Genomic DNA, 16,583 nt, shown 5'->3' on the forward strand with positions numbered 1-16,583 from the left:
ACTCAGAGTATTGTTCCACTAATTCAGAATCATAGTAAAAAGCCTGCTTGCAGGCTCATTTTCCACATCATAAATATCTCGCGCATACTGGAGTCCAGTGGACTGACCCCACCACAGGAGACGATCCTGCACTGTAGCCCTGAATGGCGTCGTCTGGTACGACAGTTAAGGCTTAGGTTTGTAAAATCGCTTTGGCAGTCGAGCCTGCTTGAGTGACCTGCTCCCGTTGGTTAACGCACCGCAATATTAGCAATGTTTTTATGAGAAGCGTGTGGCTACCTCAGCAGAAGAAACGCTCTTCTGAAGCCACTATCTATTCCTCGCACATGAAATCTCGCAGCAAGGCTAAGTCCGGGCCAGAGGGGGGATTTTGATGAGGTTCAGATTAAAACGCACCACTGTTTTCAGGACGGAATTTCGATCTGGCTGGCGATGAGCGCATTCACTTTGAGCTGTACCGCCGACACCAGATCGACATCGGTCTCCAGTACATGCAGGGACGATGAGTCTATGGCGCGCTTCAGAGCGCGTAGTGTTTTCCACTAGCGCTGCCTTCAGGTAAGCGGTTTGGCTTAGGCATGTAGGCAAGGTAAGGGCCAGAATTCGTGTGAGATATACCATATATGTTCATGCGTGAGAATGGACGTCCGCTTTGTGCCATTAGCGGACATTAATACCTTACGATCCATAAATTCCCTGAGAAACGGGCCCGGCGTTTCCATTTAACAGAAAATATCCTTGAGGCTATTTCATCCACAGAATCTTTACTACATATTCTGAAACTCATTTTATATCAGGTAAACACTGCAGATGGCCGTGGCGCACACCGCGCTGGGAGATGACATCATCGGCAAAGTGCTGAACCTCGCCCATATCACCCTTCAGTACGGTGATTTCCAGGCAGTCGTCATGGTTGATGTGTACGTGCAGCGTGGCGACAGACAAATCATGATGATGGTGCTGGGTGGAGACAATCCGGCTGGCCAGGTCACGTTTCTCATGCTCGTAGACATAAGACAGCACCGCAAAACCCTGAACATCGTGTTCCTGCGTTGTTTCCTGCGCCAGGGCGTCGCGCAGAATATCGCGGATGGCTTCGGAGCGGTTATTGTAGCCACGGCGCTGGCTCAGGCTGTCCAGCGTTTCCAGTAAATCGTCATCGAGGGTGATGGTGACACGTTGCATCTGATTTGACCTCACACTATGGCGCGACGGTGCCCGGGAAATGCGGGAAGTACCGCGTTTTGTAATACACGTCCGGCGTCTGACGAAAAGGTTAATGTCTCGCCCACGCTTTGCGTCTCCACGATTTGTCCTTCTTCCATAACCATTACCCGGTGGCAAAAGCGCTCGACCAGGCGTAAATCGTGGGTGATAAACAGACATGCGGTGCCAGACTGCTGTTGCAGTTTTTTAAGCAGACGGATGACACCAGCCTGGAGCACCAGATCGAGGTTCGACACCGCTTCATCCAGAATCAGGAGCTTCGGCTCCACGACCAGCGCGCGCGCCAGACAGACGCGCTGAAGTTGCCCGCCGCTCAGTTGCTGTGGTCGCTTGTCGAGCACGCTGTCGTCGAGATCCACCGCCTGGAGTATCTCGCTGGCCCGCGCCAGTTGCTCTGTTTTCGTCAGCGACAGCAAATGGCGCATGGGCTCCCGTAAAATGTCACGCACAGTTTTACGTGGATTTACCGCGCTGACTGAATCCTGAAATACCATCTGGATTTCCCTGCGAAACGCTTTCTGCTTTGCGCCGTTTAGTTGCGAGAGCGGCTCACCCCGCCAATGGACGCTTCCCTCCGTTGGGGATTCGAGCCCCACAAGCAGGCGTGCCAGGGTGCTTTTCCCGCAGCCGCTGCGTCCCAGCAGGGCAACGGTTTCGCCTCTTTTCAACTCCAGAGAAACGGCTTTCAGTACCGCCTGATGCGGATGTCTGCCGCGAAGCCCTGAGTGGGCATATTGATGTGAAAGGTCGGATACGCTGAGTAATGTCATGATGCCATCTCCATACCGTACAGGGCGAGATGGGCACTGACCAGATTACGGGTAACGGTATGCAGTGGCGCACTGAACAATGTGTCGACATCTCCCTGTTCCACAATTCTGCCGTTATCCATCACTGCCACTTCATCTGCCAGTCGGGCGACCACGCCCATATCATGTGTCACCAACAGCATGCCCGGGGCTCGGTTTTGCATGATGTCTGCCAGCAGATCAAGAATGCGCGCCTGGGCTACCGCGTCCAGATCGGTGGTGGGCTCATCGGCAACGATAAAAGGTGCATCGCACAGCAGCGTCATGGCAATCATCATCCGTTGCAGCATGCCGCCGCTCATCTCAAACGGGTAAAGCTCAAGGATGCGTTCTGCATGCTCCAGTCCGACGGCCTCAAGCGTGGCGATAAGCGTTGTATCGTCTGCAGGTTTGCCCAATGCCCGGCAGGTTTCACGTGCGTGGGTCGCCATGGTATGCAGCGGGTTAAAGGCGCTGCGCGGGTTCTGCATGATGGTGGCAACCTTGATGCCACGTAGTTCACAGGGGGTGACCGGCTGGCCATCGGCGAGGATCACCCCTGCGGTTTGCCTTACGCCTGGAGGCAGAACGCCAAGGGCCGCAGCACAGGTCAGTGATTTACCGCTTCCGCTGCTGCCCACCAGGGCCAGCACGCGTCCGCGTTTAAGTGTTAAAGAGACGCTATTAACCAGCGGCCCCCCGGCCCGTAAAGTCATGTTTTGCAGTTCAATCTGTTGTGGCATCAGTGGGCATGCTCCGTAACCAGATGAGGATCCAGGCGATCGCGCAGCGCATCACCCACCATATTGAAGGCCATCACGGTAATAAACAGCGCCAGCCCCGGCCAGAACATCTGCATCGGCTGAGTCCAGATATACTGGCGCGCGTCGTTAATCATTACCCCCCATTCAGCAGTTGGCGCCGTCACGCCGAGGCCAAGGAACGACATTCCGGCGACGTGCAGCATCATGTGACCGATATCCAGCGTCGCCAGTACCAGCAGCGACGGGATCGCCGCACCGGCCAGATGGTCAATAAACACCCGGACATGCCCCGCCCCGGAAAGCCGCGAGGCAAGTATGAACTCACGCTGACGCAGCGACATCACCATGCTCCTGACCATGCGCGCATACCACGCCCAGTGTGAGAGAGCGATAGCAATAATCACATTGGTGAGTCCGGTTCCCAGAACGCCGACCATAAAGAAAGAGAGGATTGAGGTCGGGAAGGTCATAAACATGTCTGCCACACGCATGATGGCCTGATCGACCCGGCCACCGATAAGACCCGCACTGCCGCCTGCAATGAGCCCCAGAGTGAGTACCAGTAGCAGGCAGAGCATGACCGAACCGAGCGAGACGCGGGTTGCCGCCAGCAGACGTGAAAAGATATCGCGCCCCAGATGGTCAGTACCCAGCCAGTGCTGGCTGTCGGGCGCAAGCAGGCGTGACGGTAAATCAATAGCCTGCGGATCATAAGGGAGCCACCACTGGCTGGTGAGCGCAATCACCGCCAGCAGGACGATAATGATCAAAGCGATACGCACAGACCAGCGTGAAGCGAGGAAAAATCTCACTGATGTGCTCCTTCATGACGACGGATACGCGGATCCAGCGCGGCGCTTAACAGGTCAACAATCAGGTTACAGACCACAAAAACGATAACCATCATCAGGGTAAAGCACTGAATCACCGGGTAGTCGCGGTTAAATATCGCCGAGACGGCATAGCGGCCCACGCCGGGCCAGGCAAAGATGTTCTCGATAATCATCGTGCCGCCAATCAGTTCGCCGATATGCATCCCCATGGCGGTGATCATCGGCAGCAGGGCGTTACGTAAAATATGGCGACGTTCGGTTTGCTTCTCGTTCAGGCCACGAAGCCGCGCCCAGGTCACATGGCGCTGTCCGGCGACGTCCAGCATGCTTGCGCGCAGCAGACGGGCGTTAATCGCCAGCGACATAAAAGCGATTGATACCGCAGGCAGAAGAATGTGTTGCCAGCCGCCATAACCCATCGCGGGCAGCCATTGCTGGTAAACAGAGAAAAACATCACCAGCAGGAAAGCGAGCCAGAAGTTAGGCATCGATACGCCGAGGAAAGCAATAATGCGTACGACGAAATCCGGCAGGCGATCGCGGTGACGCGCCGCCTGGATGCCGAGCGGGACAGAAGTGAGCAGGATCAGTACCAGCGCAGCCCCTGCCAGCTGTAGCGTGGCGGGCAGAAAGTTCAGTATGTCATCCAGCACCGGGCGCTGGGTGGCAAATGAGATACCAAAATCCAGATTCAGTGCCTTCCACAGCCAGCTGCCGTACTGCATAACAAGGGGCTGATCCAGCCCCAGCATCACACGGGTGGAGGCGACCATCTCCGGCGTGGGTGGCAGGTCAGACAGGCGCAAGTAGTCGAGCGCCGGGTCGCCGGTTCCCATGCGTAACATCAGAAATATAATAACCGAGGCGGCGAAAATCATCGGGATCAGCAGCGCTAAGCGCCGCAACGCGTAACGTACCATCAGGGTTGCACCGGTGTGATCTGTTCAAACGGAATGTCAGATGCAACAGGCGCGTAAGGGATCGCACCCAGTTCCGGTCTGGCCACTACCATCATCGAGACATAGCTTATGGGCAGATAAACCGCGTCGTTATGCAGACGCGTCAGAATGTCCCGGTACAGTGCCTGACGCTGTGTTTCGTCAGTGGTCTGCAGCACTTTGCCAATCTCTTTATCGATTAACTTCTTATCGGCCAGCCCCTGTTGCGCCTGAAAATCGGCGTGCGACGGCACGCGCATCGAACTCATAAAGGCATGAGGGTCGTATGGCGCCCCCCAGGTACGGTTGAAAATCATGCCAAAGCGGCCGTCACGCTGGCGGGCGTAAATGCTGCTTTCTTCCTCGCCGACGAGCACGACATCCACGCCTGTCTGGCGCATATCAGCCTGAATGATTTCCGCCATCGATTTACTCAGTGCGTCGGTGCCAATAAACGACAGTTCAATGCGCAGCGGCTGACCATTTTTCTCCCGAATTGCTTTGCCGGCAGGTAACGTCCAGCCGGCCTTGTCCAGTAATGCCTTCGCCTGCTGAGGATCGTACTGGCGCGGTTTCAGGCCAATACTGGCGTAGGGAACGGTGGGAGCGAACAGCGTATCGGCAACCTGTTGCGTGCCGTACAGGGCGTGATCGATCAGTGATTTTTTATTGACCGCATAGTTCAGCGCTTCACGCACCAGTATCTCGTTGGTCGGTGCCTTAGCTGAGTTCAGTGCCAGCATCACCGTTTCTATGGGCTGGGAAAGCTGAGTACGGTATCCCGGGTTCTGACTGAAACGTGCGAAGGTGTCGAGCGGTAGTAGCCCCTCATTGCCGTACAGCAGGTCAATGTCACCCGTTTCAAAGGCGACGGCGCGGGTGGTAGGGTCCGGGATGACTTTGACCGTAATCTTCTGAAGCTGCGGCTTTTCACCCCAGTAACGGTCGTTTCGCACCAGCACATCGTACTGATTAAGTTTCGACTCCTTCAGCAGCCATGGCCCGGTGCCAACCGGCGCTTTAATACCGTGCATGGTCTCATTGTCTTTAAACTGCGAGGGCGCGATAAAGCGGAACGGCCTCGGTAGCGCCAGCTCCTGGAGGAACGGGTAATAGGCGCTTTTCAGGGTGATTTGCAGTCGGCTATCGTCGACTATGTTAACGTCAGCGATCTGATTAACCAGCTCCAGCCAGGCGTGACGCTGGCGATTATCCAGCACGACGCGGAAGTTCTCCGCTGCGACATGGGCATCAAATTTTTCACCGTTAGAAAACGTCACATCGTCGCGCAGGGTAAAGGTCCAGGTTTTACCGTCCGCCGAGTGAGTCCAGCTTTTTGCCAGCCAGGGCTTAACCGAGCCGTCCACCTGGTATTTCACCAGTGGCTCATAAACCATACTCTGGGCGAACATCTGGTTTGGCGTGTAGAGATGGGGATTAAGCGGTCCCACGTTAACCGGCCATGCGGTAGTAATTTCAGTTATGGGGCGGGCATTTGCAAAAAAAGAGGCAAGCGTAAACAGCACCACAAACGAGCGGCTTAGTATGGACAAGGTAGTAGCCTTATGAAGGATAGATACAACCAATGAGTATGATGATTTTATAAATTCATCATATTTATCAGTTGAGGGAGATCAAATAGCATTAAGATCTGATAGCTTCAGGAACAATAATGAATACGTATTGAGCGCAGGTTCTGACCTGCCCCCAGGATTAGATACAACCTTCAGTTAGTAATGTCGGTTGGTTTTTCTTCATATTTCCTGTTTCGCCAGTCCGTTGCGAATTCAGCTGGTGTCTGGTAATCCAGCGATGAATGGGGACGGCACTCGTTATAATCCTGCCGCCGGTCATTAATCGTTTTCCGGGCATGAAGAATATCGCTGAACCAGTGTTCATTCAGACACTCATCGCGAAAGCGTCCGTTAAAACTCTCAATAAATCCGTTCTGCGTTGGCTTACCTGGCTGGATAAGCCGTAGTTCCACACCATGCTCAAAGGCCCATTGATCGAGCGCGCGGCAGGTAAATTCCGGGCCCTGATCGGTTCTTATTGTCGCCGGATAGCCCCTAAACAGCGCGATGCTGTCCAGAATACGCGTGACCTGAACGCCTGAAATACCGAAAGCAGCGGTGATCGTCAGACACTCCTTCGTGAAATCATCCACACAGGTCAGGCACTTGATTCTCCGACCGTTGGCCAGTGCGTCCATAACGAAATCCATCGACCATGTCAGGTTCGGCGCATCCGGGCGCAGAAGCGGAAACCGTTCGGTTGCCAGCCCTTTACGGCGTCGTCTGCGTTTTACGCTCAGTCCATTAAGGTGGTAAATACGGTATACCCGCTTGTGATTGACGTGAAGGCCCTCCCGACGCAGCAGCTGCCAGATGCGGCGGTAGCCAAAACGCCTGCGCTCCAGTGCCAGCTCAGTGATGCGCCCTGATAAATGCGCATCAGCCGCCGGACGCTGAGCCTCGTAGCGGCAGGTCGACAGAGACAAAGCAGTAAGCCTGCAGGCACGACGTTGCGACAGACCGGTCGCATCACACATAAACTTAACGGCTTCCCGCTTGTGGTCTGTCGTCAGTACTTTCGCCCCAGAGCCACCTGAAGCGCCTCCTTATCCAGCATGGCTTCGGCAAGCAGCTTCTTGAGGCGGGCGTTCTCCTCTTCAAGAGATTTAAGCCGCTTCACCTCAGGAACTTCCATGCCACCAAACTTCTTGCGCCAGGTGTAGAAAGTGGCATCGGAAATGGCGTGCTTACGGCAGAGCTCACGGGCAGAAACCCCGGCTTCCGCTTCGCGAAGAATACTGATGATCTGTTCGTCGGAAAAACGCTTCTTCATGGGTATGTCCTCATGTGGCTTATGAAGACATTACTAACATCGGGGTGTGTTAATCAACGGGGAGCAGGTCAATAGGATTTCCTCTTTTTTTTTGGTCAGAGATTTATAACGTGTGTGGTATCACCTTCAAAGAAACGAACCACATTATCAAAGGCTGCTTTGAAATATAATTCATAGCTCGCCTTTTCTACATAACCCAGATGGGGTGTACACAGAACGTTCGGCATTTTTAAGAAAGGGTTATCAGTATCATAGACGGGTTCTTGCTCGTAGACATCCAGAGCCGCATATCCGGGACGGCCTTGCCGCAAAGCCTCATAAAGCGCGCCGTCTGACACAAGCTCAGCACGACTTGTGTTCACAAATAAAGCATCCCCTTTCATTTTAGAAAGATCACTGAGGGTAATATTTCCTTCAGTTTGCGCCACCAGGCGTTGATGTACTGTGATGATGTCAGAGGTGGAAAAAAACTGCTCTCGATTTTCCGGCACATGCAATCCAACGGAACGAGCTTCTTCTTGCGCACGCTGACTCCCCCATATTTGCACCCGCATCCCGAATGTCTGAGCATAATTTACGATCTTCTTGCCTATTTTCCCGTAACCCAGTATTCCGATAAGTTGATTATTTACCGCAGAACCAATGTCTGTTTGCCACAACCCTTTTTTCATGGCGTCCACTGACGCAATTAATTTTCTTCTGGAAGCCATAATTAACAACCATGTTAATTCAGCGGGAGCAACAGGGGAACCAACACCTTCCACTATGGCCACCCCGGCCCGGGTACATGCATCAATATCAACAATTCTGGCTAACTTGCCAGTTTGACTGATCAGTTTAAGATTAGGAGTTCGTCTTAAAAAAGCTTCGTCAATTACCGTTCTTTCTCTGATTAATATTAACGCCTGTGCAGTAGAAAGCTGATTTTCAAGATGGGCTGCTTTACTCAAATCACCAACGGAAACACAGGTGTATTTATCATTGTTTTGCAGAAAGTTGAGCTGGGTCGTTGCTAACTGATAATCATCTGGAATAAGAACTTGAATAGACATTATTCACCCTGATTCTTGATTGGTTTCACTTTGATATTATTGAAGGTTAGGAAATATAATATATAGCTTTTCCCGCCACTAATAACATTTAATATAATGAACGAAATTAAGTGTATCAGGAAGGCCTTTCTTGTAAAGATTACATTAACAGAGCTTATTCATTTATTTTATAGCAGCATTTAAAATTGCAAAATCATACATAGACAATATAAAACTTTTTCGACGACAGCCCGATGTATCATTTCACCGCTTGGGGGACCTGTGTACGCCAGGTCTCGAAGCGTATCATCGACGCCGGTATACCGTTGACCCCTGAGCGCATGAGCTCCGGGCTGGACGTTGGATCCTGGACAAATCTGCTTACGGCTGAATATGAAGAGTCAAGGAAGCTTTCTCTGCTGTGGCCACATCTGACCACCGAAACGGTCTGGCTCATCACGAGGCGGTGTGGAAGTTTCAGGCGCTAACGCCCGGGGAGCCCCCGTTTATGGGCTGAACGCGTCGCTGCATCTTCTGCGCCGGGCCTGGTAAGATAGTCTTGAGGCGCTTTACTGGGTCAGCCCTTTGCGACACGCCGTTTTTATGTCGGAAGGTCATTAAGTGAAATGTGAAAGGCTGGCAACGTTATGGCCTCTCATCTACCTCTGGAATGTGGATCGCAACGATGGCACTGACGGGGCAAGTTCAGGGGCAACCACGCCGGTGACGGTCGTAACGAAAGCTGTTAAGGAAGAGTCGGTATATCGTCATAACTCTTCTGAATCCGCTGAATCCGCTGAATCCGCTGAAGCCGGAGAGAAGGCGCAAGCCGAAGTGCGGGATCGTATCGGATTGTGAGAAATGGCAATCAAAGACAGTCTTTCAGTGGAAGGTATCGGTGCCGTACCGATGGCCACAGAGTCACGACCGGAAGGTCAGGACCTGGGCGAACTCACAGTACCAGGCGATGACCTTCAGAGCGTAAGCCGCTACGCCACAGACGAAAACAACTATCCGGAGAAAACCGCGGGGGCAGTGCGTATGGTCGTAACGGGTGTGAGTAAGGGGGTTTGACGTCAGTTTTACTGGCCTTACAGCTCAACTAAGGAAGATCGGCATTGCGGGTAGGGTGAGCCTCTGATGTTCAGTGAGTGGGAGGTGTTTTAAGGGTAAGAAGTGAGGCCTGATTTATGCCACGGCCTCACGGCGTTATCTTTTAAAAAGCCTGGGAAGCGATAGCAATACAAACGCTGCTACCGCTGAAATGCCCAGTCTGATGAGTATCGCTGTAAATTCATAATTATTCATGGCCTCTTCACCATCGCCTGATACCTGAAGATGTGACATGACGACGCTCTCTATCCATCGGGCAGGGATGATCATAAAACATGCGATTAGGAGTGCAATATAAAGTATGGTTTTCCTCTCACGTCACATTTACTAAAGTCTGGTATTCCACGAACATCAATACGGCCATAAGCCGATAAGCCTTTTCCACCGGGCACCCTGATTTTTTTCTCCCCAGTAGTGCATTTTGTAAAATCTGGAAGTCAGCGGATCGGTATAAAGTGATGCATCCCCATGAAACGCCGGTTCCATCGGTGTCAAGGGGATGAAGCCTGAAGCTTCCTCGCTGAGCACCGTTTAAATAGACATGATCGCTCATAGTTTGTGAACTGTATAATCCGAACCATTCGGAATGGTGATTTTTATACAGGTGGACCATATCAATAAACTCCGCCCTAATTTGATTAGCCAGGCTTCCAGCTGGTCGATCGACAATCCAGTAGGTTCCAGGAGGGATAGCGGCCTTTTCAATATCTGAGCAGTTTGGATTGTTAATATATCGCTCGATCCCTGACAGAACATCGAACGAGCCAATTCCGTAACAATCCAGCTTTAGCATACTTCCATCTGACGACAGCCGCCCATAATCCATCATGCAAATCTGCAAGCTCTTACTCCAGTTACGAATTTCCACTGGCAGGAATGATAATAGATAATAGACAACAGGTTATCCCACTATATTTTTTTGTATAGGGCAGGAAAGCTTTGGTGCAGGTCAGCTGAATAGTTTTTGGTTATAGTATTTGCTGAGATACTCAAGCTGAGGGAATAAAGATGCAACGCACCTTTTTGGCAATCTGGATTGTCCTTTTTTTGTTCGTCGTACCACTTCATGCTCAGCCCAACGTCTATGGTGAACAGCGTATCAGCGGCTGGTGGGACGCGCTGACGGACGATATTTCGCAAACCTGGGAGCAGCCTCAGCGTTACGATCTGTACCTGCCGTTTCTGAGCTGGCACGCTCGCTTTATGTATGACAAAGAAAAAACCGACAATTACAACGAAATGCCGTGGGGCGGTGGCCTGGGCGTCTCCCGCTATAACGAAGAGGGCAACTGGAGCGCGCTTTTCGCGATGATGTTCAAGGACTCGCACAACGAATGGCAGCCCGCGATGGGCTATGGCTGGGAGAAGGGCTGGTATCTGGATAATGCCAGAGATTTCCGCCTTGGGCTCGGTGCCGCCGCGGGCATCACGGCGCGAGATGATTTTGCGAACTATGTCCCGCTACCGTTCATCTTCCCGCTGTTTTCGGCCGGGTATAAGCGTGTTACCGTCCAGTTCACCTATATTCCAGGTACCTACAATAACGGCAACGTGCTCTTTGCCTGGCTGCGCTTAGGCTTTTAAAGGGTGATCACCTTTTTGGCCACGGCGTTAGACATTACCAGCATGGAGAAGAGAACAGAGGTGACGAACGTGAGCACAATCAGCGAGAGTTTTATGCCGAGGGAGGTCACCGGTATCAGCGCCGTCAGCAGGTGAAACACCGAGTAGTGCACAATATACACGCCGGTCATCGTTTTGCTGATGGCGGCCAGAACGGACTCTTTGAATTCGGCGTTGCGGCGAAAGCGCACGCCGTTCGCCGCAACCACCAGGGCAATAATCAGGATGTAGATCTGCGAGCCGGTGAGAATAAAGGCGTTTCTGTCGGCCTTAAACAGGGCAAAAAAGAAGTGGCGCTCGTAAAACCAGGTGAAGAGATAGATAAACGGGATGGCGACAACCGCCGCCCGGACCACATTTTTGCGGCTTATCCACTCGGCGATTTTCGGGTCGCAGAAGAGTTGCCCCGTCAGATAAAACAGCAGCCATGTCCACAGCCGATACTGCGGTGACAGGGAAAGGACGTGCGTTTCAGGATAGAGCGCCGAGAGCAGATCGTATCCGTAGGAAAAAAGCAGCAGAGCAGCAATCGCGCCGCAGAACAGCGCTCGCCGCTGGCTAAGCCATTCTACCGCAGGGTGGAAGGTGTAAATCACGACAAAGGCGAACACGAACCACGGCTGGATTAAATACCCGCGCTGATAAGGCTCCCACAGGTAGTAGATCGTTATCCAGAACAGAAAAACAATCACCAGACTTTTAATTTTACCCAGCTGCCAGCGCGTGCCGTGCCGGGACTGTCCGTCGAGATAGCCCGACACCACAAAAAACAGCGGCGTGGCGATGGTCGAGATAAAGGTTAAAAACCCCAGGATCCAGTGATAGTCATAATCATAATGATCCCAGGTATTGTAGATGGTGAAGAAGGTGACCGCCGTCATACAGCCCAGCGTCTTGATAATGTTCAGCCCTGTCGCATTCATTGTTGTCTGGCTTCGTCCTTACGATGGAAACACGCATAGATCACGGGGAGTACCAGCAGCGTCAGGATTGTAGCAAACCCCAGTCCAAACATAATCACAACGGCCATGCTCTGGAAGAAAACATCCAGCAGCAGCGGTGCCAGGCCAAGTACGGTCGTGAACGCGGTGAGCAGGATAGGGCGAAGTCGCGAGGTGGCGGCATAAACGATCGCGCTGTGCTGATCCTTTTGCGTTTTCTGCTGTTCAATCTCCTCCACCAGCACGATGCCGTTGCGGATCAGCATGCCGCTCAGGCTCAGCAGGCCAATCAGCGCCATAAAGCCAAAGGGAATGCCGGTAATTAAAAATCCCGGCGTGACGCCAATCAGCGCCAGCGGTACGGTCAGCCAGATGGCGACGGCATTTTTTACCGAGCTGAACATCAGCACCGTAATGACAAACATCACCAGATACCCGAGAGGCAGCGTTGTGAACAGCCCTTGCTGCGCTTCGCTGGAGTTTTCCGCGTCGCCCCCCCACTCGATGCTGTAGCCGTGTGGCAGGGGAAGGGCATCCACCTGCGGCTTCACGCGGGCGAGAATATCACCGGAGGTTTGCTGGCTCAGCGGGTCCGGGTCCGTCTGAACCGTCAGTACCCGCGAGCGGTCGCGTCGAAGGATGAGCGGATCTTCCCACTCCAGCGAGAAGCGGCTGACGACGTTACTTAGCGGGATATACTGCTGCCGCGTCTGGCTCCACACCAGCACGTTGTTCAGGTGGCTGGCGTCCAGCCTTTCGCTTTCCGGGGGCCTCACCACCACGGGCAGCAGGTCACTGCCTTCCCGATACAACCCCGCCCGGCTGCCGGAGAAATTCATCTCCAGCGCGTTGTCGACGTCCTGCTTATCCACGCCAAGCTCGCGTCCCAGCGCGGCGACGTACTGTGGGCGGATCACCTTGCTACGGTTTTGCCAGTCGTTCCTGACGCTGCCCGTGGCCGGGTCGCGGGTGAGGATGTCGTCTACCTGGCTGGCAATCAGGCGCAGCCTGTCAGGATCCGGGCCTTTAATGCGCACTTCAATGGCGCTGTCGCCGGAGGGCCCAAACATCACCCGTTTCGTGCTGGCGTTGACCTGCGGGTAGTTACGCGCGATGTACTCGTCCACGTGGCGCGTCAGCGCGGAGATGCTGCGCTGGTCATCCATACGCACCATGATCTGCGCGTAGTTGCTGTACTGCCGCTGTCCGCTGTAGGTCAGAATAAAGCGCATGCTCCCCTGACCAATGGTTGAGACGGTGGTTTCCACGCCGGGCTGGCCGTTGATGGTTTTCTCGATATCGCCGGTCATCTTCTCGGTCCATTTGATATCGGTGCCGTAGGGTAGCCAGAGGTCGACAAAGAAAATCGGCGTATTAGACGAGGGGAAGAAGTTTTGCCGCACGGCACCAAAACCCCAGACTGACGCTGCCAGCAGCGCAGCCATCACGATGAGTGTCGGCGCTTTCCGGAACAGCAGCGCGTTCAGGAGACGCTGATAAAGTCGGTAGAGGCGTTTGTCATAAGGATTTGACTCGTCGGGTTTCACAGCTGCGCCGTCGTTTTTAAACAACCACCACTTAATCAGCACCGGCGTGATGGTAAGCGCAGAGAACCAGCTCAGCATCAGGGAAATCAGCAGCACCTGGAACAGGGATTTACAGTATTCCCCGGTGGAATCCTGCGACAGCCCGATAGGGGCAAACGCGAGAATGGCGATCACCGTCGCCCCCAGCAGCGGCAGGGCGGAGCGGCGGATGATGTAGTTCACGGCGGTCAGCAGCGGGGAGCCCTGCTGCCGGGCAATCAGCACCCCTTCAACTATCACGATGGCGTTATCCACCAGCATGCTGAGGGCGATGATCAGCGCCCCGAGCGAGATACGCTGCAGCTCAATGCCCCACAGATACATGATCAGCAGCGTACCCAGCACGTTAAGCGCGAGGGAGAACGCAATGATGATCCCGCTGCGTACGCCCATAAAGATCAGCAGCACGCCGATAACAATCGCCAGTGCCATCAGGAAGTTAATGATAAACCCGTTAACAGAGTGGCCCACTTCGGCGGCCTGATCGTAAAACAGGTCGATGTGTATCCCGGCCGGTTTTTCCGCCGACATCTGGTTTAGCTTCGCCTCCAGCGCGTGGCCCACGTCGATCACGTTCACGCCGGGAATAAACGAGACGCCCATCGTGACGGCTTTTCTGCCGTTAGCATGGTAGATACTGGCGGGCGATTCGTTCAGCCCGCGCGACAGCGTGGCGATATCCCGTAGACGCGTCGCTGCCCCGGTGCCGGGAGGGGTGATGATGAGATCGGCCAGTTCATCCAGATTTTCAAACTCACCGGTTGGATGCAGGCGAATGGATTCCATTCCCGAGGTGATTTCTCCGGCGCTGGAAACCACGTTCAGCCTGCTGAGCAGGGCGGAAAGCTGGTTCAGCGTGATGCCGCGCGCGGCCATTTTGGTCAGGGAAATATCGATGTTGACCTGCTGGCTGATGGCCCCGCCGATGGCAACTTTACCGACGCCGGGGACCAGAACCAGTTCACGACGCAGCTGCTCGGCATACCTCACCAGCTCAGGATTGCTGAATTCATCCCCGGAAATCGCGAAGAAAAAGCCGAAGACATCGCCAAAATCATCATTTACAAAGGGCGTCACGACGCCGGGTGGGAACTGGCGCGCGGCATCGCCCACGCGACGGCGCAGTTCGTCCCAGATCTGCGGCAGTTCGTTCGAATGATAGCGCGAGGCAATGTTCACGGTGATTTGCGACAAGCCGTTTGATGAGATAGAGCTGACATTGTCCAGATAAGGCAGCTGCTGAAGGGCATTCTCGAGGGGCAGCGTGACCTCCTCTTCCACCTGCTGAGCAGAGGCACCAGGATAGTGGGTAATGACCACGGCCGTTTTGATGGTAAAGGCCGGATCTTCCAGTCTGCCAATGTTCAGCAGGGCGAAAATGCCCCCGATGCCCAGCAGCAGGATCGTTAGCCAGACGCGAACGGGGTTATTAATAAACTGGCGAGAGATATCCATTATAGTCCCCGTTCACGCGTCCAGATACGCACCGGCTGGTTAGCATGAAGCTCACCCACGCCTGCAGCCACCACGCGCTCGCCCGCCTTGAGCCCGTGCGTAATGACAACGCCCTCAGTGGTGACTTGCCCCACGCTGACCTTGCGGTCTTCAAGATGGAGCGCGTCGCCTTCTCCCGCGACGACCCAGACGTGCGGCTCATTACGCGGGCTGTTGTTTGGGTTAAAGACCGCCTCCACCGGGACGACCAGTGCCTCAGCGCCCGCACCTGCCGGGAGATTGGTTAAATTGATGGTCACCGTACCGCTGACGCCGCCCACGGCGGGAAAATCATCCGGGCGCGGCATGGTGAGGATCACCTGCCAGGTCAGGGTGTTGCTGTCGCTGCTGCCCGAGTGCTCTTTATAGACGGCGGTAAACTCCCGATCCGGGAAGGCGTTAATTCTCACCACGGGGCGATACTGCGCGTTACGAATATCAAAGGTCCTGAACAGGTTCTCAGGAATACTAAACACCACGTCCAGCAGGTCTGTGCGGGTTAAAGTCACAACAGGCTGACCCGCAGACACCACCTGATGGTTTCGGACATGCACGCTGGCCACCGTTCCGCTGAAGGGGGCGACGAGCGTCATCTGATTCAACTCTTCTCGGGCAATCTGCAGCGCCGCATTCGCCGAATCGCGGTTTGCACGCTGCACGTCCATTTCGGCTTTCGAAATCGCCTGGCGGCCCGCCAGCGTCTGGAAGCGATCGAACTGCCTCTGAGCCAGCGTCGCCGCCGTCTGCCTGTCGTTAACCCGCTGCTGGGCTTCACGAGAGTTCAGTCTGGCAAGCTGTTGGCCCTGTTTGATGGCTGCGCCCTGACGGATATCGAGCGCCTCAATTTGACCCGCGCGCTTGAAGGAAAGGTCTGTGGCATCACCCGATTCAATGCGGGCAGGAAAAACGCGCTGCTGGGCGTGACCGGGAACCGTCACCTCTGCCACTTTTACCATCCTGGGCAGGGGGGCGGCTTGCTCGGATTTCGGGTCGCATGCCGTGAGCATTAACAAAACGAACGGTAAAAGAGAGAGGTAGCGATTCACTGTATTCCCCTGATAAATAACTGTTTTATTTATTCCATAACCTGGGCAGGGAGTGACACTATTCTGCCAGAACAGTGACGACCATATAGGTAAATAAACCAATTGCCGTGCTGGCGATAATGGCAAGCGCGATAAACAAACCGAGGCGGAGCAGGCTTAAACCATACATACATTCCTCCATGAGCCGGAAGCGGCGGCTGACTATGAGCATAGTCGGCGAAAAGATAAATGTTAAATAACCATTAGCAGTGGGGACGCGCTAAACCTGAAATTCCTGTGCTACGTTTAATATCATTCATCTCTTTTTTCCGTAACTGGCATTAAGGGCAACCCCCTGCATTTAATGCGCTTT

The 16,583-nt window shown here is 53.9% G+C and carries 13 protein-coding genes; 1 reads left to right on the forward strand and 12 read right to left on the reverse strand.

The genetic code is table 11. From position 1 onward, the window contains the following. Window positions 1–783: 783 nt before the first annotated feature. From nikR to L6R44_RS12195, 9 genes are all read right to left on the reverse strand, one after another. Window positions 784–1,185 carry a nickel-responsive transcriptional regulator NikR gene (gene nikR, locus L6R44_RS12155; RefSeq protein ID WP_237424363.1) on the reverse strand — a complete coding sequence of 134 codons (402 nt, stop codon included), beginning with the start codon at window positions 1,183–1,185 and terminating at the stop codon, window positions 784–786. Window positions 1,186–1,196: 11 nt separating this feature from the next. Continuing rightward, the gene (nikE, locus tag L6R44_RS12160; protein ID WP_237424364.1) at window positions 1,197–1,997 is read right to left on the reverse strand and encodes a nickel import ATP-binding protein NikE; all 801 of its coding nucleotides are present in this window, start codon (window positions 1,995–1,997) and stop codon (window positions 1,197–1,199) included. Next, window positions 1,994–2,758 carry a nickel import ATP-binding protein NikD gene (gene nikD / locus L6R44_RS12165; protein ID WP_237424365.1) on the reverse strand — a complete coding sequence of 255 codons (765 nt, stop codon included), beginning with the start codon at window positions 2,756–2,758 and terminating at the stop codon, window positions 1,994–1,996. The genes nikE and nikD overlap by 4 nt, the downstream gene beginning before the upstream one ends. Continuing rightward, window positions 2,758–3,591, reverse strand: a complete 834-nt coding sequence (gene nikC, locus L6R44_RS12170; RefSeq protein ID WP_237424366.1) for a nickel ABC transporter permease subunit NikC — start codon at window positions 3,589–3,591, stop codon at window positions 2,758–2,760. Before nikC ends, nikD begins: the two co-directional genes overlap by 1 nt. Further along, window positions 3,588–4,532 (reverse strand): nickel ABC transporter permease subunit NikB, encoded by a 945-nt coding sequence (gene nikB, locus L6R44_RS12175; protein WP_237424367.1) that lies wholly within the window; start codon window positions 4,530–4,532, stop codon window positions 3,588–3,590. The genes nikC and nikB overlap by 4 nt, the downstream gene beginning before the upstream one ends. Further along, window positions 4,532–6,103 (reverse strand): nickel ABC transporter substrate-binding protein, encoded by a 1,572-nt coding sequence (gene nikA, locus L6R44_RS12180; protein WP_425340228.1) that lies wholly within the window; start codon window positions 6,101–6,103, stop codon window positions 4,532–4,534. Before nikA ends, nikB begins: the two co-directional genes overlap by 1 nt. 173 nt (window positions 6,104–6,276) lie before the next feature. Beyond that, window positions 6,277–7,397, reverse strand: a protein-coding gene (locus L6R44_RS12185) for an IS3 family transposase (protein ID WP_237424368.1) whose coding sequence is annotated in 2 segments (ribosomal slippage) — window positions 6,277–7,139 and window positions 7,139–7,397 — 1,122 coding nt in all. Because the reading frame shifts where the segments join, the coding sequence is not laid out codon by codon here. Between the two features lie 95 nt (window positions 7,398–7,492). After that, the gene (locus L6R44_RS12190) at window positions 7,493–8,449 is read right to left on the reverse strand and encodes a D-2-hydroxyacid dehydrogenase family protein (RefSeq protein ID WP_237424369.1); all 957 of its coding nucleotides are present in this window, start codon (window positions 8,447–8,449) and stop codon (window positions 7,493–7,495) included. A 1,405-nt stretch (window positions 8,450–9,854) separates the two neighbouring features. After that, complete coding sequence (locus L6R44_RS12195; protein WP_337249843.1) at window positions 9,855–10,334, reverse strand: DUF2778 domain-containing protein; 480 nt, start codon at window positions 10,332–10,334, stop codon at window positions 9,855–9,857. Between the two features lie 215 nt (window positions 10,335–10,549). On the opposite strand from L6R44_RS12195, the gene pagP reads away from it, so the two are divergent. Continuing rightward, entirely contained in the window at window positions 10,550–11,125 is a 576-nt protein-coding gene (pagP, locus tag L6R44_RS12200) for a lipid IV(A) palmitoyltransferase PagP (protein ID WP_046889208.1), read from the forward strand. Here the strand turns inward: pagP and L6R44_RS12205 are convergent. The 3 genes from L6R44_RS12205 to L6R44_RS12215 are packed head-to-tail and all read right to left on the reverse strand — an operon-like array spanning window position 11,122 to window position 16,231. Further along, complete coding sequence (locus tag L6R44_RS12205; RefSeq protein WP_237424370.1) at window positions 11,122–12,087, reverse strand: acyltransferase; 966 nt, start codon at window positions 12,085–12,087, stop codon at window positions 11,122–11,124. The genes pagP and L6R44_RS12205 overlap by 4 nt on opposite strands. Beyond that, entirely contained in the window at window positions 12,084–15,146 is a 3,063-nt protein-coding gene (locus L6R44_RS12210) for an efflux RND transporter permease subunit (protein ID WP_237424371.1), read from the reverse strand. Before L6R44_RS12210 ends, L6R44_RS12205 begins: the two co-directional genes overlap by 4 nt. Continuing rightward, entirely contained in the window at window positions 15,146–16,231 is a 1,086-nt protein-coding gene (locus tag L6R44_RS12215) for an efflux RND transporter periplasmic adaptor subunit (RefSeq protein ID WP_046889211.1), read from the reverse strand. Before L6R44_RS12215 ends, L6R44_RS12210 begins: the two co-directional genes overlap by 1 nt. Window positions 16,232–16,583 lie beyond the last annotated feature (352 nt).

This window comes from Enterobacter cloacae complex sp. ECC445, from assembly GCF_021892025.1.
Classification (GTDB): Bacteria; Pseudomonadota; Gammaproteobacteria; order Enterobacterales; family Enterobacteriaceae; genus Enterobacter; species Enterobacter chengduensis.

Excerpts from the sequence above, each read along its gene's own strand:
- pagP (WP_046889208.1), top strand. The coding sequence starts at position 10,550 with ATGCAACGCACCTTTTTGGCAATCTGGATTGTCCTTTTTTTGTTCGTC.
- L6R44_RS12210 (WP_237424371.1), bottom strand. The coding sequence starts at position 15,146 with ATGGATATCTCTCGCCAGTTTATTAATAACCCCGTTCGCGTCTGGCTA.
- nikD (WP_237424365.1), bottom strand. The coding sequence starts at position 2,758 with ATGCCACAACAGATTGAACTGCAAAACATGACTTTACGGGCCGGGGGG.
- nikR (WP_237424363.1), bottom strand. The coding sequence starts at position 1,185 with ATGCAACGTGTCACCATCACCCTCGATGACGATTTACTGGAAACGCTG.
- L6R44_RS12195 (WP_337249843.1), bottom strand. The coding sequence starts at position 10,334 with ATGCTAAAGCTGGATTGTTACGGAATTGGCTCGTTCGATGTTCTGTCA.
- L6R44_RS12190 (WP_237424369.1), bottom strand. The coding sequence starts at position 8,449 with ATGTCTATTCAAGTTCTTATTCCAGATGATTATCAGTTAGCAACGACC.
- L6R44_RS12205 (WP_237424370.1), bottom strand. The coding sequence starts at position 12,087 with ATGAATGCGACAGGGCTGAACATTATCAAGACGCTGGGCTGTATGACG.
- nikE (WP_237424364.1), bottom strand. The coding sequence starts at position 1,997 with ATGACATTACTCAGCGTATCCGACCTTTCACATCAATATGCCCACTCA.
- nikB (WP_237424367.1), bottom strand. The coding sequence starts at position 4,532 with ATGGTACGTTACGCGTTGCGGCGCTTAGCGCTGCTGATCCCGATGATT.